This is a genomic window from Nannocystis pusilla (assembly GCF_026626665.1).
Taxonomy (GTDB): domain Bacteria; phylum Myxococcota_A; class Polyangia; order Nannocystales; family Nannocystaceae; genus Nannocystis; species Nannocystis pusilla.
In genome coordinates, this window is record NZ_JAPNKE010000002.1 from 3,714,283 (window position 1) to 3,733,154 (window position 18,872).

The 18,872-nt window shown below is 73.0% G+C and carries 17 protein-coding genes and 3 pseudogenes; 15 read left to right on the forward strand and 5 right to left on the reverse strand.

Going from position 1 to position 18,872, the window contains the following annotated elements:
- Nucleotides 1-499: 499 nt before the first annotated feature.
- The gene (locus tag OV079_RS58020; protein ID WP_420829523.1) at nucleotides 500-1,222 is read left to right on the forward strand and encodes a CHASE3 domain-containing protein; all 723 of its coding nucleotides are present in this window, start codon (nucleotides 500-502) and stop codon (nucleotides 1,220-1,222) included.
- On the opposite strand, the gene OV079_RS60610 is transcribed toward OV079_RS58020, so the two are convergent.
- Nucleotides 1,106-1,645, reverse strand: a complete 540-nt coding sequence (locus OV079_RS60610) for a hypothetical protein (RefSeq protein WP_267778881.1) — start codon at nucleotides 1,643-1,645, stop codon at nucleotides 1,106-1,108. The genes OV079_RS58020 and OV079_RS60610 overlap by 117 nt on opposite strands.
- A gap of 96 nt (nucleotides 1,646-1,741) precedes the next feature.
- Between OV079_RS60610 and OV079_RS58025 the strand changes: the two are divergent.
- The 5 genes and pseudogenes from OV079_RS58025 to OV079_RS16330 form a co-directional block, all read left to right on the forward strand.
- Nucleotides 1,742-3,696: pseudogene (locus OV079_RS58025) on the forward strand (response regulator); the annotation flags it as partial.
- Nucleotides 3,693-4,508: a CheR family methyltransferase gene (locus OV079_RS16315; RefSeq protein ID WP_267769632.1), complete on the forward strand. Its 816-nt coding sequence runs from the start codon at nucleotides 3,693-3,695 to the stop codon at nucleotides 4,506-4,508. The pseudogene OV079_RS58025 and the gene OV079_RS16315, both read left to right, overlap by 4 nt.
- A gap of 3 nt (nucleotides 4,509-4,511) precedes the next feature.
- Nucleotides 4,512-5,107: pseudogene (locus OV079_RS16320) on the forward strand (chemotaxis protein CheB).
- Complete coding sequence (locus OV079_RS16325; RefSeq protein ID WP_267769633.1) at nucleotides 5,104-5,886, forward strand: ATP-binding response regulator; 783 nt, start codon at nucleotides 5,104-5,106, stop codon at nucleotides 5,884-5,886. Before OV079_RS16320 ends, OV079_RS16325 begins: the two are co-directional and overlap by 4 nt.
- An 11-nt stretch (nucleotides 5,887-5,897) precedes the next feature.
- Nucleotides 5,898-6,572 carry a hybrid sensor histidine kinase/response regulator gene (locus OV079_RS16330; RefSeq protein ID WP_267778556.1) on the forward strand — a complete coding sequence of 225 codons (675 nt, stop codon included), beginning with the start codon at nucleotides 5,898-5,900 and terminating at the stop codon, nucleotides 6,570-6,572.
- Between the two features lie 3 nt (nucleotides 6,573-6,575).
- Here the strand turns inward: OV079_RS16330 and OV079_RS16335 are convergent, their stop codons facing one another.
- A complete protein-coding gene (locus OV079_RS16335; RefSeq protein ID WP_267769635.1) occupies nucleotides 6,576-7,037 on the reverse strand; it encodes an inorganic diphosphatase in 462 nt (153 codons plus the stop codon).
- A 203-nt stretch (nucleotides 7,038-7,240) separates the two neighbouring features.
- Between OV079_RS16335 and OV079_RS16340 the strand changes: the two genes are divergently transcribed.
- Nucleotides 7,241-8,410 (forward strand): zinc-dependent alcohol dehydrogenase, encoded by a 1,170-nt coding sequence (locus OV079_RS16340; protein ID WP_267769637.1) that lies wholly within the window; start codon nucleotides 7,241-7,243, stop codon nucleotides 8,408-8,410.
- A gap of 70 nt (nucleotides 8,411-8,480) precedes the next feature.
- Here the strand turns inward: OV079_RS16340 and OV079_RS16345 are convergent, their stop codons facing one another.
- Both OV079_RS16345 and OV079_RS16350 read right to left on the reverse strand, forming a co-directional pair.
- The gene (locus OV079_RS16345) at nucleotides 8,481-9,044 is read right to left on the reverse strand and encodes a sensor histidine kinase (protein WP_267769638.1); all 564 of its coding nucleotides are present in this window, start codon (nucleotides 9,042-9,044) and stop codon (nucleotides 8,481-8,483) included.
- Nucleotides 9,045-9,079: 35 nt separating this feature from the next.
- The gene (locus OV079_RS16350) at nucleotides 9,080-9,787 is read right to left on the reverse strand and encodes a GAF domain-containing protein (RefSeq protein WP_267769639.1); all 708 of its coding nucleotides are present in this window, start codon (nucleotides 9,785-9,787) and stop codon (nucleotides 9,080-9,082) included.
- 360 nt (nucleotides 9,788-10,147) lie between these two features.
- On the opposite strand from OV079_RS16350, the gene OV079_RS16355 reads away from it, so the two are divergent.
- The 4 genes from OV079_RS16355 (at nucleotide 10,148) to OV079_RS16370 (ending at nucleotide 13,936) form a co-directional block, all read left to right on the forward strand.
- A complete protein-coding gene (locus OV079_RS16355; protein WP_267769640.1) occupies nucleotides 10,148-11,140 on the forward strand; it encodes an SDR family NAD(P)-dependent oxidoreductase in 993 nt (330 codons plus the stop codon).
- Nucleotides 11,113-12,537, forward strand: coding sequence for a phytoene desaturase family protein (locus OV079_RS16360; RefSeq protein ID WP_267769643.1), 1,425 nt, complete (start codon nucleotides 11,113-11,115; stop codon nucleotides 12,535-12,537). The genes OV079_RS16355 and OV079_RS16360 overlap by 28 nt, the downstream gene beginning before the upstream one ends.
- Before the next feature lie 18 nt (nucleotides 12,538-12,555).
- The gene (locus OV079_RS16365; protein WP_267769646.1) at nucleotides 12,556-13,362 is read left to right on the forward strand and encodes an endonuclease/exonuclease/phosphatase family protein; all 807 of its coding nucleotides are present in this window, start codon (nucleotides 12,556-12,558) and stop codon (nucleotides 13,360-13,362) included.
- 103 nt (nucleotides 13,363-13,465) lie between these two features.
- Nucleotides 13,466-13,936, forward strand: coding sequence for a hemerythrin domain-containing protein (locus tag OV079_RS16370; protein ID WP_267769648.1), 471 nt, complete (start codon nucleotides 13,466-13,468; stop codon nucleotides 13,934-13,936).
- 60 nt (nucleotides 13,937-13,996) lie between these two features.
- Here OV079_RS16370 and OV079_RS16375 read toward each other — a convergent pair whose 3' ends face one another.
- The gene (locus tag OV079_RS16375; RefSeq protein ID WP_267769650.1) at nucleotides 13,997-14,347 is read right to left on the reverse strand and encodes a hypothetical protein; all 351 of its coding nucleotides are present in this window, start codon (nucleotides 14,345-14,347) and stop codon (nucleotides 13,997-13,999) included.
- Nucleotides 14,348-14,447: 100 nt separating this feature from the next.
- Between OV079_RS16375 and OV079_RS16380 the strand changes: the two genes are divergently transcribed.
- The 4 genes and pseudogenes from OV079_RS16380 to OV079_RS16395 all read left to right on the forward strand — a co-directional run bounded on the left by OV079_RS16380 (nucleotide 14,448) and on the right by OV079_RS16395 (nucleotide 18,801).
- The gene (locus OV079_RS16380; protein ID WP_267769651.1) at nucleotides 14,448-15,059 is read left to right on the forward strand and encodes a glycosyltransferase family 9 protein; all 612 of its coding nucleotides are present in this window, start codon (nucleotides 14,448-14,450) and stop codon (nucleotides 15,057-15,059) included.
- Nucleotides 15,052-15,573: a hypothetical protein gene (locus OV079_RS16385; protein ID WP_267769653.1), complete on the forward strand. Its 522-nt coding sequence runs from the start codon at nucleotides 15,052-15,054 to the stop codon at nucleotides 15,571-15,573. The genes OV079_RS16380 and OV079_RS16385 overlap by 8 nt, the downstream gene beginning before the upstream one ends.
- 548 nt (nucleotides 15,574-16,121) lie before the next feature.
- Nucleotides 16,122-16,322, forward strand: a pseudogene (locus OV079_RS58030) (glycosyltransferase); the annotation flags it as partial.
- A 607-nt stretch (nucleotides 16,323-16,929) separates the two neighbouring features.
- On the forward strand, nucleotides 16,930-18,801 hold the full coding sequence (locus tag OV079_RS16395; RefSeq protein ID WP_267769658.1) for a glycosyltransferase: 1,872 nt from the start codon (nucleotides 16,930-16,932) through the stop codon (nucleotides 18,799-18,801).
- Nucleotides 18,802-18,872 lie beyond the last annotated feature (71 nt).

The window sequence follows — 18,872 nt, forward strand, 5'->3', positions numbered from 1 at the left end:
CTCGGCCGTATGAACCCGCCTCCCCCTCGACCTCGGCGCCTTTCTGCGGGGACGCGGGCGTGGAGACGGGGGTATCACCTGGCCCGCACCCGAGACCCGATCCTCGCAGCGACTCTTGCATAGGCGTCATGCGAAAGATCACCTGCCCGGCCGCGCTCGGCCCCCTGCGCGCCCCGCCACGAATCACCATTCGTGCGAATCATGGGCCCTCACGGGCTGCGGCGGCCGGGCGCGGCCACCCGCTCGTCGGAGTTCACCGCGCCGCGGCCAGCGGCCGGCGGGGCGCCTCGGACACCGCGGACACAAGGAGCATCGGGTGAACCTCACCAGGGACGAGCAGCGCACGTCGCTCACCAAGCGGCTCACCGTAGCGATCGCCACGCCGATCGCCCTCCTGTTGCTGCTCGGCGTCGTCCTCGGCCGGCAGATCCTCCTGATGGCGGACGACGCCGCCTGGGTCAACCACAGCAATGAAGTCCTCTCGCAGGCCAACGCGACGATGCTCGAGATCGTCGATCAGGAGACCGCCCTGCGCGGCTTCCTGTTGACCGGCGATCGCCAGTATCTGGGCCCGTTCGAGCGGGCGCACCCTGACGGCAAGTTCGAGCGCCTGCACGAGATCGTCGCCGACAGCCCCTCGCAGCAGGCTCAGTTCGATCAGGCCCACCAGCACTACCGCGAGTGGTACGCCACCTGCGAGGCCGCCCTGAACGGTCACGACCTCGACCAGGCGCGCAGCCCCGCCGCCATGCTCGCGCGCAAGGCCCGGATGGACGACATCCGCGAAGCCATGGCCGTGGCCACCGACATCGAGAAGGACCTGCTGCGCGCGCGCCGTCGCCTCGGAGCGCTCGACCGCGGTCGCGCGGACCGCCTTCGTCGCGCTGCTCGCCGGCGTCGCCCTCCTGCTCGCCTTCCTCTCGCGCCGTCAGCTCGCCGCGATCGCCAGCACCTTCGGCACCGCCCTCGACGCCGAGCAGCAGGCCCGCGCCGCGCTCGAGGCCGAGGCGTGGATCCGCGAGGGTCACACGCGCGTCGCCGAGGTCGTGCAGGGCGAGAAGAGCACCGTGCAGGTCGGCCACGACTGCCTGGCCGCGCTCGCCGCTCACGCCGGCGCCGACGTCGGCGCCTTCTTCGTGCGCGACGGCGGCGACTGGGTGCGGCGGATCGGCCTCGCGCTCGACTCGCGGGTCGCCGGGCCCGAGACCTTCGCCGCCGGTGAGGGCGTCATCGGCCGCGCCGCCGCCGGCGGCCAGGTCGTCGAGCTGCGCGACGCCGCCGAGCTGCCCCTGCGCACCGGCACCAGCGAGCGCTTCCCCGCCCACGTGCTCGTCCTGCCCGCGCGGGTCGACGGCGTCACCGTCGCCGTGCTCGAGCTCGGCTTTTTGCGCCCGGCCGAGCCGCGCGTGCGCCGCTGCTCGAGCGGATCGGCGAGACCGTCGCGCTCGCGGTCCGCAGCTCCGAGCAGAAGGAGCGGCTCGCCGCCCTGCTCGAGGAGACCCAGCGCCAGGCCGAGGAGCTGCAGACCCAGCAAGAAGAGCTGCGGGTGCAGAACGAGGAGCTCGAGCAGCAGACCCGCGCGCTCGAGGAGTCGCGGGCGCGCCTCGGCAATCAGCAGGCCGAGCTCGAGCAGATCAACGCCCACCTCGAGGAGCAGACGCAGGCGCTGCAGGCCGAGCGCGACACCCTCACGCAGGCGCAGATCCAGCTCAAGCGGACCTCGGCCTTCAAGTCCGAGTTCCTCGCCAACATGTCGCACGAGCTGCGCACCCCGCTCAACAGCTCGCTGATCTTGGCCCGCCTGCTGGCCGACAACCGCCAGGGCAACCTCGACGCCGAGCAGGTCAAGTTCGCCGAGACCATCTACTCCGCCGGCAACGACCTCCTCACCCTCATCAACGACATCCTCGACCTGTCGAAGATCGAGGCCGGCATGCTCGACGTCCGGCCCGAGACCATCTCGCTGGCGCGGCTCACCGATCAGATGATGACGACCTTCCGCCCGGTCGCCCGCGACCGGCGGCTCGCCCTCGACCTCGACGTCCAGCGCGACGTCCCGGGCGCGCTCGTCACCGATCCGACGCGGCTGTCGCAGATCCTGCGCAACCTGCTGTCGAACGCGCTCAAGTTCACCGAGCAGGGCGGCGTCAAGCTCACGGTGCGCGCCGCCGGGGCCGGCAGGGTCGCCTTCGACGTCACCGACACCGGCATCGGCATCCCGCCCGATCAGCAGGAGCTGATCTTCGAAGCGTTCCGCCAGGCCGACGGCACGACCAACCGCAAGTACGGCGGCACCGGCCTTGGTCTGTCGATCTCACGCGACCTCGCGCGCCTGCTCGGCGGCGAGCTCACCGTCGCCAGCGTCGTCGGCCGCGGCAGCACCTTCACCCTCACCATCCCCGCGCAGCTCGTCGTCCATGGCTCGGCCGCGGCGCCGAGCCTCGCGCCCTTGCCGCCTCCGCCGCCGCTTCCTCCCCTGCGTCGCCTCCCCGCGCCCCCGCCTCTGCCCCAGACGCCGACCGCCGCGCGCTCGATCCTCCTCGTCGAGGACGACCCCGCGTTCGCCGGCGTCCTCGCCGGCCTCGCGCGCGAGCTCGACTTCCACCCCTCCACGCCGACACCGCCGAGGAGGGCCTTGCGCTCGCGCGGCAGCAGCGGCCGAGCGCCATCGTCCTCGACGTCTCTCTGCCCGACCGCTCCGGCCTCAGCGTCCTCGACGCGCTCAAGCATGACCCTGCGACCCGGCACATCCCGGTCCACGTCATCTCCGCCAGCGACCACACCCGCACCGCGCTCGAGATGGGCGCGGTCGCCTACGCCATCAAGCCCGTCGTCCGCGATCAGCTGGTCACGGCCTTGCGGCGGCTCGAGTCGAAGGCCACCCAGTCGCTGCGGCGCGTCCTCGTCGTCGAGGACGACGTCGTCCACCGCGAGAGCACCTGCAAGCTGCTCGCGGCCGACGACGTCGAGACCGTCCCGGTGGGCACCGCCGCCGACGCGCTCCGCGCGTTGCGCACCACCACCTTCGACTGCATGGTCCTCGACCTCAGCCTGCCCGACAGGTCAGGTTCCGAATTGTTGCGGGAGATGGCCCAGGGCGAGCAGTACGGGTTCCCGCCCGTCATCGTCTACACCGGCCGCGCGATCAGCCGCGCCGAGGAGCAGGAGCTCGGGCGCTTCTCGCAGTCCATCATCATCAAGGGCGCGCGCTCGCCGGAGCGGCTGCTCGACGAGGTCACCCTGTTCCTCCACCAGGTCGAGACCAACCTTCCGCCCGAGCGACAGCGCATGCTGCGGGACGCTCGCCACCGCGACGCCGTGTTCGAGGGCCGGCGCGTGCTCGTCGTCGAGGACGACGTCCGCAACGTATTCGCCTTGACCAGCGTGCTCGAGCCGCGCGGGGCCAAGGTGGAGATCGCGCGCAACGGCAAGGAGGCGCTGCAGCACCTGAAGCTCAAGCCGGGCGTCGACCTGATCCTGATGGACCTGATGATGCCGGAGATGGACGGCCTCACCGCCACGCGGGCGATCCGCGCCGACCCGGCGACCGCCAAGATCCCGATCATCGCCCTCACCGCCAAGGCCATGGCCGACGATCGCGCCAGCTGCCTCGCCGCCGGCGCCAACGACTACATCGCCAAGCCGCTCGACGTCGACAAGCTGCTGTCGCTGGCGCGGGTGTGGATGCCCAAATGACGACGTCGCCCGACCCCGAGCTGACCGCGCTGCTCGACGCGGTGTACCACCGCTATCACTACGACTTCCGCGGCTACGCCGAGGCCTCGCTGCGCCGCCGGATCGGCGCCGCCCTGACCCACCTCCGCTGCCCCACCGTGAACGATTTGCGCGAGCGCGTGCTCGCCGAGCCGCGCGGCTTCAGCGAGCTGCTCCGCTTCCTCACCGTCCAGGTCAGCGACCTGTTCCGCGACCCCTCGTATTATCGATCGCTCCGCGAGCGCATCGTGCCGTACCTGCGCACTTATCCCTCGCTCAAGGTGTGGGTCGCCGGCTGCGCCACCGGCGAGGAGGCCTACTCGCTCGCCATCGTGTTCGCCGAGGAGGGCCTGCTCGACCGCACCCTCATCTACGCCACCGACATCCACCCCGAGAGCCTGCGGGCCGCCGAGGCCGGCGTCTACGACCTCGAGCGCTTCGCCCGCTTCTCCGACAGCTACCGCCAGGCCGGCGGCCGCGGCTCCCTGTCCGACTTCTACACCGCGCAGTACGCCTCGGCGATCCTCGACCGGCGGCTCAAGCAGGCGATCCTGTTCTCCGACCACAGCCTCGCCACCGACGTCGCCTTCGCCGAGGTCGAGCTGGTGTCGTGTCGCAACGTCCTGATCTACTTCGACCGCCCGCTGCAGGACCGGGCGATCGGCGTCCTGCGCGACTCGGTGCGGCGCAAGGGCTTCCTCGGCCTGGGCGCCAAGGAGACCCTGCGGTTCTCGGCGCACGCCGAGGCGTTCACCGAGCTCGTCCCCGAGGACCGGATCTATCAACGGCGGTAGACCATGGCGACGCGCGACATTCACCTGATCGTGATCGGCGGCTCGTCGGGGGCGCTCGACGCCTCGCCGCCCTGCTGCCCGCGCTGCCCGCGGGCTATCCGCTGGCGCTGGCCGTGGTCCTGCACCTGCCGCCGACCCAGCCCAGCCACCTCGTCGAGGTCCTGCGCACGAGGACCTCGCTGCCGACGCGGGAGCCCGACGACAAGGAGCCCATCGTGCCCGGCACGCTCTACGTCGCCCCGCCGAACTACCACCTGCTCGTCGAGCGCGGGCGCAGCTTCGCCCTCTCGGTCGACCGCCCCGAGCTGTTCTCGCGGCCCTCGATCGACGTGCTGTTCGAGTCGGCCGCCGACGCCTTCGGGCCGCACGTCGCCGGCGTCCTGCTCAGCGGCGCCAACGAGGACGGCGCCCGCGGCCTCGGCCACATCGCCGCGGCCGGCGGCCTCACCATCGTCGAGTCGCCGACCACCGCCGCGGTCCCGACCATGCCGGCGGCCGCGCTGCGGCGCGTCGCCGTCGACCACGCCGTGCCGGCGGCCGTCATCGGCACCTTGCTCGCGCGGCTCGCCGCGCCCACGCGCTCCGGGGAGGCGACATGAACCTCGAACCGATCAACTTCCTCCTCGTCGACGACACCGAGCAGAACCTCATCGCCCTCGAGGCGCTCCTGCGGCGCGACGGCCTCAACATCCTCACCGCGCGCAGCGGCTTCGAGGCGCTCGAGCTGCTGCTCGTCCACGACGTCGCCCTCGCCTTCCTCGACGTGCAGATGCCGGGGATGGACGGCTTCGAGCTGGCCGAACTGATGCGAGGCACCGAGCGCACCAAGAACGTGCCGATCATCTTCATCACCGCCGGCGCGCGCGACAGCGAGCGGGTGTTCCAGGGCTACGAGTCCGGCGCGGTCGATTTCCTGCACAAGCCGATCGACCCGCGGGTGCTGCGGAGCAAGGCCGACGTGTTCTTCGAGCTGTCGCGGCAGCGGCGCGACTGCACCCACGCCCTGCGCCTCAACGAGATGTTCGTCGGCATCCTCGGCCACGACCTGCGCACCCCGCTGTCGGCGATCCAGACCGGCACCGAGATCCTCGAGCAGCTGGTGGAAGGCGACGACCAGCGCGGCATCTTGCGGCGCATGTTCGTCTCGAGCCACCGCATGAACGAGATGATCGAGCAGCTGCTCGACCTCACGCGCGCGGCTGGCCGGCGGCCTCGGCTTCGCGCGCGCGCCAACGGGTCGACCTCTTCGAGCTGGTGCAGCGCGCCGTCGACGAGCTGCGCACCACGCATTCGCAGCGCGAGGTCCGGGTCGAGACCCTCGGCGACACCGTCACCGCCGGCGATCCCGACCGCCTGGTCCAGGCGCTGTCGAACCTGATCGGCAACGCGATCCAGCACGGCCACGCGGACGGCCCGATCGGCATCCGCGTGTTCGACGACGGCCACCAGATCGCGGTCGAGATCCGCAACCGCGGCGTCATCCCGCCCGAGCTCGTGCCGGTGCTGTTCGACCCGTTCCGCGGCCGCGACCACTCGCCCTCGCGCACCAACGCCCGCGGCCTCGGCCTCGGCCTCTACATCGCCCAGCAGATCGCCCAGGCCCACGGCGGCACCGTCTCGGTGCTCTCGAGCGACGAGACCGACACCGTGTTCACGCTCCGCCTGCCGCGCGTCTCGCCCGAGCCCACGCGCGCCGATCGCCCGGCGCGCGGCCACACCGTGCTGATCGCCGACGACGACGAGGCGACCCGCGAGAGCCTGCGCGAGGCCTTCGCCGGCGAGGGTTACGCGACCATGACCGCGACCAACGGGCGCGACGCCCTCGACCAATTGCTGCACGCGCGGGTCAAGCCCGACCTCGTGATCCTCGACCTCGTGATGCCGCTGCTCGAGGGCGGGCAGGTCTATCAGGCCATGCAGGCCGTCCCCGAGCTGGCGCGGATCCCCGTCATCGTGTCGACCTCCGATCCGGCCCGCGCCCCCGCCGGCACGATCCTGATCCCCAAGCCGGTCAAGCTCGGCCGCCTGCTCGACACCGCCGCGCGGCTCGTCCGCTCGCCGTGAGCGCTACTCTGGCCCGCCTCGATCAGCGAGCGGGCCGCCTCGGGCCCGAGCATCCCGAGCACGCGGAAGCGCCTCCTCGAGCTCGTTGTAGTGGACGAAGAATTGCTCGAGGTCGGCCAGCGCGCGCGGGCTGATGTCCTGCACGCGCTGCAGCTGCTCGTACGTACGCGACACGACGCTGACCGCGAGGAAGCGGTCGTTGCGGACCGGCTCCTCGCCCGCGGTCGATTGCTCGGCCGTCATCACCCCGAGCAATCGCGCCCGCAGCAGGCAGCCGGCGAACGTCGGCTCGTCGGTGAGCACGAGCGCGTCGAGCGGGTCGCCGTCGCCGCCCCTGGTGCCGGGGATGAACCCGAACTCGAGCGGGAACGCCATCCCGGCCGGCAGCACCTTGTGCAGGGTGAAGCTCTCCAGCGCCGGGTCCCACTTGAATTTGCTGCGACTGCCGGCCGGCGACTCGATCACGGCGTGGACGTCGCCTTCGACGAACGCCGGGATCCTTGCGATTTGTCGCGCGACATGCTCGCCTCATAGCACCCGCGCGCACGCCGTCGAATCGCCGGACTCATCCTTGTTGCCCTACAGGTGCGCGTTCACTGCCGAGTCCGCACGGGGATAATCCCGGACGTCCTACCGTCCAGGCCGCGCTCGAGTCATGCCTTCGGCCCATGAAAGCACTGCGCTACCACGGGGCCCGCGACGTGCGGGTCGAGACCGTCCCCGATCCGCAGCTCGCCGACGCCAGGGACATGATCGTCAAGGTCACGGCTTGCGCCATCTGCGGCTCGGACCTCCATCTCTATGACGGCCTGATCCCCACGCTGCAGAAGGGCGACGTCCTCGGCCACGAGTTCATGGGCGAGGTGCTCGAGGTCGGCCGCGAGGTGCGCGACGTGCAGAAGGGCGACCGCGTGGTCGTGCCGTTCAACATCGGCTGCGGCGACTGCTTCTTCTGCAAGCGCCAGCTGTGGTCGCTGTGCGATCGCAGCAACCCCAACGCCGCCCTGGCGACCAAGCAGTTCGGCGCCGCGCCGGCCGGCCTGTTCGGCTATTCGCACATGTTCGGCGGCTATCCGGGCGGCCAGGCCGAGTACGTGCGGGTGCCGTTCGCCGACATCAACCACTTCAAGGTCGAGACCGACCTCAGCGACGAGCAGGTGCTGTTCATCGGCGACATCTTCGCCACCGGCTTCATGGCGGTCGACGTGTGCGACGTCCAGGAGGGCGACGTCGTGGCCGTGTGGGGCTGCGGGCCGGTCGGCCTGTTCGCGCTGAAGAGCGCCCACATGCTGGGCGCCAAGCGGGTGATCGCCATCGACCGCTTCCCCGAGCGCCTCGAGCTGGCGCGGACGAAGTGCGACGCCACCCCGATCGACTACGAGAAGTCCGACGTCATCGAGGTCCTCAAGGAGCTGACCAGCGGGCGCGGGCCGGACATCTGCATCGACGCCGTCGGCATGGAGGCGCACGGCCACGGCCTCGAGTTCTGGTACGACCGGGTCAAGCAGGCCGTCGGCCTGCAGGCGGACCGCCCGACCGCGCTGCGCCAGGCGGTCATGGCCTGCCGCAAGGGCGGCACCGTCTCGGTCCCCGGGGTCTACGGCGGCCCCATCGACCACTTCCCGTTCGGCGCCGCCTTCAACAAGGGGCTGACGCTCAAGATGGGCCAGACCCACACCCACCGCTACGCCCCGGCCCTGCTGCAGCGGATCGCCGCCGGCGAGATCGATCCGTCCTTCATCATCACCCACCGCCTCCACCTCGAGGAGGCGCCGAAGGGCTACGACATCTTCCAGCACAAGAAGGAAGGCTGCATCAAGGTCGTGCTGCGGCCGTGAGTCTCGCGTGCCCCTTGGGGCATGTCTCTTCTACCATGTCTTTCAGGGCATGTCCTCATCGACATGCCCCTCAGGGACGCGACCCGGGCCCGCCGTCGCCCTCGCTCCCGCTGCACCTCGCCGCGCCGGCGGGCGGCTCGTACATCGGCAGCGCCAGGCGGAAGCAGGCGCCGGGCCCGTCCGCGTCCTCGACCACGAGCGAGCCGCCGTGCGCCTGGACGATGCTGCGCGCCAGGTAGAGGCCGAGGCCGAGGCCGGACGACGTCGGCCCGAGGGCGAAGCGGTCGAACAGCGTCGGCAAGAGCTCGGCGGGGATGCCGGGGCCGAAGTCGCGGACGCGGACGAGGCTCCAGTTGGCGCCGTCGAACCGTTCGCGGCGGATCGTCAGCGACAACGCCGTCCCCTCCGGGGAGTGGGTGCTCGCGTTGTGGATCAGGTTCTCCAGCGCCTGCCGCAGCGCCTCGGGGTCGGCCCACGCCAGCACCTGCGGCGGCGCCTCGATCTCGAGCGCCTGCCCGCTGGTGGCGAACAGCGCGGCGGTGCTGCGGGTCAGCTCGACCAGGTCGACCACCTGCAGCCGGAGGTCGAACAGGCCGCGCTCGATCCGCTCCACGCTGAGCAGGTTGGACAGCACCCGCCCCAGCCGCTCGACCCCGCTGCTCGCCTTGCTCAGCTCGTCGAGGTCCGCCGCGCGCGCTCCGCCTCCGCCCGCACCGTCAGCACGTCCAGCCGCGCGGCCAGCGGCGCGATCAGGTTGCGCAGGTCGTGCGCCACGACCGAAATCAGCTCCTCGGCCGTCCGCTGGCGCGCGCGCTCGGCCGCCACGCGGGTGGCCTCCTCGACCAGCTCGGCGCGGTGGGTGACGACTCCGATCCACTGGGCCACGGCGGTCAGGAACTCGAGGTCGCTCCAGCGGTACTTGTTCCTGCTCGCGGCCGTCACCATCAGCACCCCGCGGCGCTTGCCTTGCACCTCGATCGGCACCGCCATCGTCGACTGCACCTTGAGCCCCTCACGGATCCCCTGCAGTTCGCCGGCGTCGGCTTGCACGTCGTCGCACAGGTAGCGCTTGCCGGTCTGGAACACCTCGACCGCGCGGCCCCCGTTGCTCAGCGGCAGGCGATCGAGGCCGAGCGCGCGCTGGAGGCGGGACATCGGCGAATCACTGGTCCCGATCGCCACCAGCGAATCGCGGGCGGCGTCGTGCAGGAACGCGTCCACCTTGTCGGTCTCGACCACCGAGGCCACGACCTCGCAGGCCGCATCGAGGGTCTCGCGGACCGACGTGACCGGCGTCGCCAGCAGCCGCGTCAGCGCCACGAACAGTGGGGAGTCGGGCGTGCGCTCGCCGGCTGGGGTTTCGGGCAGATCGACCATGGGCACACGGACGTGCAGGCCCGGACCCTATGGACCCGACTCCGGCGATGGGCGAGCCCGCGCTCTCCGGCGGGCGGCGGCGCAGGGAGCAACTTCGCCCGCCGCATCGTCGCCGGATGCGGCGCGCCCGGGCGCAGGAAACGCACCGTCGGTCGCTTGCCCCGAAGTCGGGAAAACCCCCGCGAGCCGCCTCCGCGGCGCGCGAAGGCTCCGAGGCCCGCTCGAAGCCCCCGTGCCGCCCGGCCGCCGCGGCGCCCTGCTGTGATTGCCTGAAGGACATGTCCGATCGGCCATACTATGAACGGCCGAGCCCGCCGGCCCTCGCTGGCGCCCCGGCGAATCGCCCGCATACTGCGCGGAATGGGGCGCGCAGGCGAATCGAGGGTCGCGGTCGTCACCGGCGCGTCGAGCGGGCTCGGGCGGGCGACCGCCTACGGCCTGGCCGAGCGCGGCTGGCAGGTCGCACTGGCGGCGCGCCGCGAGGCCGAGCTCGAGCGCACCGCCGCGGGCTGCCGCGAGCGCGGCGGCCAGGCGCTGGTGGTGCCGACCGACGTCACCCACGAGGACGCGGTGATGCACCTGGCGGAGGCGGCCCTGTCGACCTGGGGCCGCATCGACGCGTGGATCAACAACGCCGGCGTCACCCTGTTCGCCCCGCTCGAGGGCGGCTCGCTCGCGGATCACCGGCAGGTGATCGAGACCAACCTGCACGGCGCCCTGCACGGCGCGCGCGCGGTTGTCCCGGTGTTTCGCCGCCAGGGCCGCGGCACCCTCATCAACATCGGCTCGGTGCTCAGCAAGATCGGCCACGCCTTCGTGCCGTCCTACGTGATCAGCAAGTTCGCGCTGCACGGCCTGTCCGAGGCCCTGCGCGTCGAGCTGGCCGAGTGCCCCGACATCCACGTGTGCACCGTCTTCCCCTACGCGATCGACACGCCGCACTTCCAGGTCGCGGCCAACGACCTCGGTCGCCACGTCAACGCCATGCCGCCGGTGCAGTCGCCCGCGCAGGTCGCGGGCGTGGTGGTCGACCTCGTCGAGCACCCCCGACGCCAGCGCTTCGTCCCGCGGATCGCCGAGCTCGGCCTCGTGATCCACCGCGTCTTCCCGCGCACCATGGAGCGGCTGCTCTACCGCGCGCTCGGCAAGTTTCACCTCGGCGCGCCCGAGCCCCCCGTCGAGGGCAACCTGTTCCGCCCCACCGGCGAGCACGCGGCGGTCCGCGGTCATCGCCCGCCGCGGCTCGGCACCCCGGCGTTCCTCGCCTGGACCGCGCGCGAGCTGCTGCGCATCGAACTCGACGCCGCCCGCCACCGCCTTCACAAATGGCACGTGACGCGTACGACGCGGTGATCGTGGGCGCCGGGCCCAACGGCCTGGCCGCCGCCGTCACCCTGGCCAGCGCGGGCCGCTCGACGCGGGTGGTCGAGGCCGGCGCGACCCCGGGCGGCGGCTGTCGCTCGGCCGAGCTCACCCTGCCCGGCTTCGTCCACGATCCGTGCGCCGCGATCCACCCGCTCGGCCTGGCCTCGCCGTACTTCCGCACCCTGCCGCTGGCGCGTCACGGCCTCTCGTGGATCGAGCCGCCGACCCCGCTCGTGCACCTGCTGGCCGACGGCCGGGCCGTGCGCCTCGAGCGATCGATCACCGCCACCGCGCAGCAGTTCGGCGCCGACGCTCAGGCCTGGTGCGACCTCGTCGCTCCGTTCGCCGAGCGCTTCGACGCCCTGCTGCCGATGCTCCTCGGCCCGCTGCGCTGGCCCGCCGAACCGCTGCTCCTGGCCCGCTTCGGCGCGTACGGCCTGCGGTCGATGCAGGGCCTCGCGCGGCGGTTCACCGGCGAGCCCGCGCGCGCCTTGCTGGCCGGCATCGCCGCCCACGCGATGGTCCCGCTGGACGCCCCTGCCACCGCCGCCTTCGCCCTGGTGCTGACGGTGGCCGCGCACGCGGTGGGCTGGCCGCTCGCCCGCGGCGGCTCGCAGGCGATCGTCGACGCCCTCGTCGCGCACCTGCGCGAGCTCGGCGGCGAGCTCGAGCTGAACCACGAGGTCGCCCACATCTCCGAGCTGCCGCCGGCCCGCGCTTATTTGTTCGACGTCTCGCCGCGGCGCCTGGCCACCATCACCGCCGGCCGCCTGCCCTCGGCCTACCTGCGCCGGCTCGGCCGCTTCCGCTACGGCCCCGGCGTCTACAAGCTCGACTGGGCCTTGCGGGCGCCGATCCCCTGGCGCGATCCGGCCTGTGCGCGCGCCGGCACCCTCCACCTCTCGGGCTCCCTCGCGGCCGTCGCCGACACCCTCGTCCAGGTCCATCGCGGCGCCGTCGCGGCCGAGCCGTTCGTGTTGCTCGCGCAGCCGAGCCTGTTCGACGCCGGCCGCGCACCGCCGGGCATGCACACCGCCTGGGCTTACTGTCACGTGCCGCACGGCTCGGCCATCGACGTCGGCGCGCGGATCGAGGCCCACATCGAGCGCTTCGCCCCCGGCTTCCGCGACGTCGTCCTCGCCCGCTCGGCCCGCACCGCCGTCGACATCGCCCGCTACAACCCCAACTACGTCGGCGGCGACATCAACGGCGGCCTCGCGGACCTGCGCCAGCTGTTCTTTCGCCCGCTCGTCCGCGCCGATCCGTACACCACCCCCGCACCCGACATCTTCCTCTGCTCGTCGTCGACGCCACCCGGCGGCGGCGTCCACGGGATGTGCGGCCACGGCTGCGCGCGCAGCGTGCTCGCGCGGGTGTTCGCGTGATCGATCACCCTGTCGGGCATGACCCGGATCCTGTCCCTCAACCTCGGCGGCTACGGCGATCGGCACGGCCCGTGGAGCGCTCGCCGGCCGCTCGTCGCCGCCATGCTCGCCGAGCAGCGGCCCGACCTCGTCGCCTTGCAGGCGGTCGCGCGCGACCCGGCGATCGAAGGCGGCAGCGACCAGGCGAGCCAGCTCGCGCGCGACGTCGGCGGCTACGAGGTCGTCTGGCGCCCCGCCGCGGCGGACACCGACGGCCGTGAGCTCGGCCTCGCCTTGCTGTCGCGGGCGCCCGCGCTGGCCGTGCACGTCCGCCCGCTGACGCGCCGCCGCGACGCCGACGATCCCTTCGACCGCGTCCTGCTGCACGGCGTCTTCCCGTGGCCGCGCGGCCCGCTGCACGTCCTGTGCGCCCACCTGTCGTGGACCGAGGCGCAGGCCCGCGACAACGTCGGCGAGGTCCTCGGGTACCTCGCCGCGGTCCCCGGCCCCAGGCTCCTCCTCGGCGACTTCAACCAGACGCCCACCAGCGACGCGCTCGCCCGCCTGCTGGAAGCCGGCCTCGTCGACGCCTGGGCTGCGCGGTGCCCCGACCTCCCGGGTCACACCTTTTACGAGCGCGGCGCCCTGCGCAAACGCATCGATTATCTGCTGCTCGATCGTCAGCTCGCCGCGCGGCTCTGCGACGTCTCGCTCGTCCTCGACGGTCCGGGCGAGCGACGGGCCTCCGATCACGCCGGCCTGCTCGCGCGGCTCGCAAGCGGCGACGAGCGAGCCGACGTCATGGAATCGACGGACCAGGGTTTCCGCCAGCCCGCGCCCCGCTGACCGCAATCGGCGCAGTCGGCGACAATCACAGGACCCCGCGATATGCATCGACCGGGCGGGATTCGACTGGCCCCCTCCGATCGACCGTGTCATGAACGGCCCGATGATCGAAACCGCTCAAGACCCCACCATCTACCAGGTGATCCGCGAGCAGCACCGCGCCGTCGCGGAGCTGCTCGCCGAGCTGTCGCGCGAGCGGGACGTCGCGCGGGGGCAGCAGCTGTTCGGCCAGGTCCGCGACGCGCTCGAGCGCCACGCGCGGGCCGAGGAGGCCGTGTTCGACGACATCCTCGCCCAGCAGGACGCGCAGGGCAAGGCGCTGGTCAAGGACGCCGAGCGGGACCACGCGCAGGTCCGGCAGCAGCTCGCCGAGCTCGAGGCGATGCGGGCCGACGACGCCAAATGGGCGACGAAGGTCGAGGCGCTCACCCGCAGCGTCACCGATCACGTCGCGTTCGAGGAGAGCACGATCTTCGCCGCGGTCGAGGCCATCCTCGACGACGATCAGGCGCGCACCCTCGCCGAGACCTTCGAGGCGCTCGAATCACGGGTCGAGCCCGAGGCCGCCGCGTGATCGTCCGACTGTGATGATTCGCGGTTCGCCGGGCAGAGGTCGCCGATGAGCGGAGTCGTATCACCGGAGTTCGTGCTCGCCTCGCGGGAGCCGGACCTGCGTGCGCGGATCGGCGGCCAGGTCCGCTCGCCGCGCGAGGTCGTGGTCATGCGCGCCTTGCCGGGCCTCGGCGACTTCCTGTGCGCCACCCCGGCGCTGCGGGCCCTGCGAGCCGCGCTGCCGCGGGCCAGGATCACCCTCCTGGGCCTCGCCGGGGCCCGCGAGCTCGTCGCCCGCTACCCGCACCTCGTCGACGACCTGCTCGAGTTCCCCGGCTTCCCCGGCCTGCCCGAGACCCCCGCCGACGTGCGCGCCCTGCCCGACTTCCTGCGCGCGGTCCAGGGCCGCTTCGACCTCGCCCTGCAGATGCACGGCGACGGCCTCGTCAGCAACATCTTCGTCCAGCTGCTGGGCGCGCGCGAGCGCCGGCTTCTACGCCCCGCCGCAGCCGTGCCCCGATCCCGCGACCTTCGTGCTCTACCCCGGCGACTTCGCGGAGCCGCGGATCCTCCTCGCCTTGCTCGCCGCGCTCGGCATCGAGGCGCGCGGCGAGCGGCTCGAGTTCCCGCTCGCGCCGGACGACGCGCACCAGTGCGACGCATTGCTGCAGGCCGCCGGCCTCGCGCCCGACGCCGCGTTCGCGATCGTCCACCCCGGCGCCGCCGAGCCGCACCGCCGCGTCGACCCCGGCGTCCTCGCGCAGGTCGCCGACGGCCTCGTGACCCGCGGCCTCGCGGTCGTCCTCACCGGCGCCGCCGACGAGGCCGACCTCGCCGCCGCGGTCCGCCGCCACGCCCAGCGCGACCTCGTCGATCGGGTCGGCCGCACCGGCCTCGGCTCGCTCGGCGCCCTGGTCGCGCGCGCTCGCCTCGTCGTCGCCGGCGACACCGGCGTCTCGCACCTCGCCAGCGCGCTGTGTACCCCGAGCGTCGTCGTCTTCCGCAGCACCGCCCCGGGCCGCTGGGCGCCCCTCGATCGCGTGCGTCACCGCGTCGTCGACGCCCGCGTGGTCGCGCCGACGGCCGCGGCGATCCTCGCCGAGGCCGACGCCGCCCTGTTCCTCGCGGGGGTGGATCGTGCTTGACCCGCGGGTCGCCCTCCGCCGCGCTCGCCGGCTGCTCGTCGTCCCGCCCGCGGCCGGCTGCGACGAGCTCGGGCCGGCGCTCGTGCGCCTGCGCGTCGCGGTGCCGCAGGCGAAGGTGGTCCTGCTGGCCGACGCGCGCGCGGCCGGGCGCGTCGCCGCCTTCGTCGACCAGGTCGTGCCGGCCGGCGCCCTGACGCGGTTCGACGCCCCGCACCTCTCGACCCTGGTCGAGCGGCTGGCCGCAGCGCGCCTCGACGCCGCCCTGGTGTTCACGGCCGCCGGCGAGACCGCCTTCGAGGTCGCCTACCTCGCCTATCTCGCCGGCATCCCGGTGCGCGCCGGCTTCGCCGGCGAGTTCGGCGGCGGCGTGCTGGCGCCGGCCGTCCCGCCCCCGTCGGCCCGCGTCATCGGTCCGGGGCGTCACCTCTCCCTGCTCGACGCGCTCGACCTGAGCGCGGCTCTCGCCCCCGCGAGCGCGAAAGCGAGGCCCTCGTGCGACGACTCCGCGTCCTGACCTGGCACGTTCACGGCAGCTACCTCTACTACCTCACCCAGGCCCCGCACGAGTTCTACCTGCCCGTAAAGCCAGGTCGTCCCGAGGGCTACGGCGGGCGCAGCGGCAGCTTCCCCTGGGGCGCCAACGTCCACGAGGTCCCGGTCGAAGCCGTCGCCCAGCAGCCATTCGACGTCGTCCTGTTCCAGTCGCGCCGCAACTACGAGTGCGATCAATTCGAGGTCCTCGGCGCCGCCCAGCGCCGCCTGCCGCGCGTCTACCTCGAGCACGATCCGCCGCGCGAGTCGCCGACCGACACCCGCCACCCCGTCGACGACCCCGACGTCTTGCTCGTCCACGTCACCCCGTTCAACGCCCTGATGTGGGACGCCGGGCGCACCCCCGTGCGGGTCGTCGAGCACGGCGTCGTCGTCCCCGACGACGCCGTCTACAGCGGCGAGCTCGCGCGCGGCGTCGTCGTCGTCAACGACCTCGCGCGGCGCGGGCGACGGCTCGGCCGCGACGTGTTCGACCGCGTGCGCGCCCACGTCCCGCTCGACCTCGCCGGCATGGACTCGGCCGCGCTCGGCGGCCTCGGCGACCTGCCGCTGGGCGAGCTCCACGCCCGGCTCGGCCGCTACCGCTTCTTCTTCAACCCGATCCGCTACACCAGCCTCGGCCTGGCCGTGTGCGAGGCGATGATGATCGGCCTGCCGATCCTCGGCCTCGCCACCACCGAGATGAGCACCGCCGTGCAGCGCGGCGTCAACGGCTACGTCGAGACCGACCTCGACCGCCTGCTCGCGCACATGCGGCGCCTGCTCGCCGATCCGGCCGAGGCCGCCGAGCTGGCCGCCGGCGCGCGGCGGATCGCCCGCCAGCGGTTCGGCATCGCCCGCTTCGCCGCCGACTGGTCGCGGATCCTGGGCGAGGTCACAGGCTGTCCCGAAGGACATCTAATAACCCACGCTCGCGGATGTCCCGAGAGCCAGGTCGGAGCCCCGGCCGAGGTCACCGGGTGTCCGGATGGACATGCCACCGCCCACGCCACGGGATGTCCCGAGAGCCAGGTCGGAGCCCCGGCCGCTCTCCAAGGATGTGCCGATGGACCTGCCATCGCCCACGCCACGGGATGCCCCGAAAGCCAGGTCGGAGCCCCGGCCGATATCCCCGGATGTCCCGATGGACTAGCCACCACCGGCGCCACGGAATGTCCCGAGAGCCAGGTCGGAGCCCCGACCGACCTCCCCGGATGTCCCGATGGACAGGCTATCGCCCCACCCGGCTCCCCGGCATGTCCCGGAGACCAGGTCGGCCCCCTGGCCGGGATCACCGCCTGTCCCGCGGGACAGGCCCCGGAGCCCCCCGGAGGACCGCGTGAAGCCGCTGCCGTTCGAGACCGGCGCCGGCGTCGGCCATTCGCAGAGCCCGCTGCGGATCGCCATGATCAGCGAGCACGCCTCGCCGCTCGCCCCGCTCGGCGGGCGCGACAGCGGCGGCCAGAACGTCTACGTCGCCCAGGTCGCGCGCCACCTCGGCCGCCTCGGCCACCGCGTCGACGTGTTCACCCGCCGCGACAGCCCGACCTTGCCGGCGGTCGTCGAGCTGGCCGACGGCGTGCGCGTGATCCCGGTCGACGCCGGCCCGCCCGCGCCGCTGGCCAAGGAGTCGCTGCTGCCGCTCATGCCTGCCTTCACCCGCGAGGTCGCGGCCCACGCCCGGCGCGAGCGCTACGACCTCGCGCACGCCAACTTCTTCATGAGCGGCCTCGTCGCCGCCGAGCTCAAGCGCGAGCTCGGCGTCCCGTTCGCGGTCACCTTCCACGCGCTCGGCAAGGTCCGGCGGCAGCACCAGGGCCAGGCCGACGGCTTCCCCGACGAGCGCTTCGCCATCGAGGCGCGGGTCGTCGGCGAGGCCGACCTGATCGTCGCCGAGTGTCCGCAGGACGAGGTCGACCTCATGACCCTCTACGCGGCCGACCCCGAGAAGCTGGTCATGATCCCGTGCGGCTTCGACCCCGAGGAGTTCTGGCCCGGCGGTCGCGCCGAGGCCCGCGCCGCGCTCGGCCTCGCCGACGGCGACCGCGTCGTCTTGCAGCTCGGGCGCATGGTCCCGCGCAAGGGCGTCGACAACGTCATCCGCGCGCTCGCGCGGCTGCCGGGCGAGCTGCGCGCGCGGCTCGTCGTCGTCGGCGGCGAGTCGCGCCGGCCCGACCCGGCCCTCACCCCCGAGATCGGCCGATTGATGGCGGTCGCCCGCGACGAGGGCGTCGCCGATCGCGTCACCTTCGTCGGCAGCCGCGGCCGCGGCGAGCTGCGCGACTACTACGTCGCCGCCGACGTATTCGTCAGCACCCCCTGGTACGAGCCGTTCGGCATCACCCCGCTCGAGGCCATGGCCTGCGGCGTCCCGGTCGTCGGCGCCAACGTCGGCGGCATCGCCCACACCGTCGCCCACGGCGAGACCGGCTACCTCGTCCCGCCGAGCGACCCCGACGCCCTGGCCGACAAGCTCGCCCTCGTGCTGTCGCAGCCGCGCCTGGCCCGGCGCCTGGCCCAGCTCGGCCTGCAGCGCGTCCACGCGTTGTTCACCTGGGAGAAGGTCGCCGCCCGCCTGGCCGACGCCTTCGCCGCGGCCGCGGGCCGGCGCCCCGCCCAGGCCCCCACCGCCGCCTTCGCCGCGGTCGATCGCGGCTTCGACGACCTCCTCGCGGTGCTCTCGCGCGCCAAGACCTGCCTGCGCGACGACATCGTCCGCGCCGCCGACCTCGTCAGCGGCGCCTTTGCCCGCGGCGCCAAGGTGCTCGTGTGCGGCAACGGCGGCAGCGCCACCGACGCCCAGCACTTCGCCGCCGAGCTCGTCGGCCGCTTCCTCGCCCCCGACCGCGCCGCCTTGCCGGTCATCGCCCTCAACGCCGACACCGCGGTCCTGACCGCGTGGGCCAACGACGTCGGCTACGCCGACGTGTTCGCCCGCCAGGTCCGCGCCTACGGCCGCCCCGGCGACGTGGTGTTCGGCATCTCGACCAGCGGGCGCTCGGCCAACGTCGTCGCCGCCCTCAAGACCGCGCGCGACTGCGGCCTGCGCACCTTCGCCTTGCTCGGCGGCACCGGCGGCGAGGCCGGCGATCTCGCCGACTGCGCCCTCATCGTCCCCTCCCCCGACACGCAGCGCATTCAGGAGGTCCACACATTGGCCCTCCACCTGATCTGCGAATTGGTCGAGGCGCGGGTGGCCCCGTCGTCCTGAATCATGGCCCCCGGAGGACCGATGACCCGCGTGTTCGCATCATCCCTCGCCACGACCGACCGCTCGGACCT